The sequence below is a fragment of the Desulfonatronum zhilinae genome (assembly GCF_900182865.1).
In the GTDB taxonomy this organism is placed as follows: Bacteria; Desulfobacterota; Desulfovibrionia; order Desulfovibrionales; family Desulfonatronaceae; genus Desulfonatronum; species Desulfonatronum lacustre.
Genome location: NZ_FXUJ01000092.1, coordinates 1 through 1,096, shown reverse-complemented (window position 1 = coordinate 1,096; position 1,096 = coordinate 1). Strand labels below are relative to the sequence as shown.

Here is a 1,096-nt window from a genome sequence, read left to right as displayed (position 1 = left end):
AAGGCTACAAGGCGCAGGATCAAGACGGTGATGAACAGCGTGGTCTTCATGTCTTGCCGTTTGATCAGCCATGCCCGGACCTTGGTGATGCAACTGGGATGTTCCAAGGAATGGCACGATTGGTTTGGCAGGTTGTTTCAACGCCTCAAGGCAGCGTAGCGCCTGCAAAATCTGGAATAAAAAAATGATACAGGTGTATTGCGCCAAAATTCTGGTAATAGACGGTGATCTGAATGATTTCATGCTGAGATAGCTCATTTTAAGCTTCCAGTATCTTGGCAGCGGAGATGGTTCGATGGAAAATCGTTCCAAAACTTTCGATGAGAAGTCCTAACCAAGCAAAGTCACGGATTCAGGTGTTTTATTCGATGAAATGGAAAAAAGCCTCAAAAAGGACATTGCAGGTTGTTTCGTGTTGAGTCATTTTTTGTTATACATTGAGTAAACTCTTTTCAGCAGTACGTCTTCTCCAGACACCCCGCGTCTTCGGCGTCTCCCATTCCTGGGCCGATAATAAAATAGGCTTGTCACGGAATCACAATGGAGGTGTCCATGTCCGCCACGCCAGCTCTCACGCCATCTTTCGGAAGCGATAACGAACCCCCTGCCGGCCTGGATTTTCAGAACATCTTCGACAACGCCCCCCATCGGCATTTTCACGTCCACGCCAGATGGCCGCTTCACCTCGGCCAACCTCTTCCTGGCCCGTATGTTCGGCTATCCCTACAACGCAACTTACTCAATTTGGTCTAAGGATTGCTTCTTTCGCCTGTGTGATAGTCGAGCCCTATGGTTCCTTTTTTGGACCCAGGCAACCTGATCCAGCAAGGCTTGTAAATCAAGTATCCTCAATTTCAGTAGGCCTTTGACCTAAATTGAGCGGTTCACATTTCGGCAGCAACTCACCTGGCAATATTTGATCTCCCTGCAAAAAGTCCGGGCAGGCATTCGATTTAACTAAATATTTTGCTTGCATTGTATGCTATAGTAGTGATATTAAGATTTAAAAAACAAGGTCACTGCTATGTTGCGATATAAGAATAGAAATAGGCTAAGCCTTATGGACGATACATTTTGGCTTCCAGGTAAACAGTCA

The 1,096-nt window shown here is 46.1% G+C and carries 1 pseudogene; it reads left to right on the top strand.

Annotated features, from left to right (window positions below):
- Nucleotides 1-159, top strand: a pseudogene (locus AC559A_RS19180) (IS1380-like element ISDth1 family transposase); the annotation flags it as partial.
- Nucleotides 160-1,096: the final 937 nt, after the last annotated feature.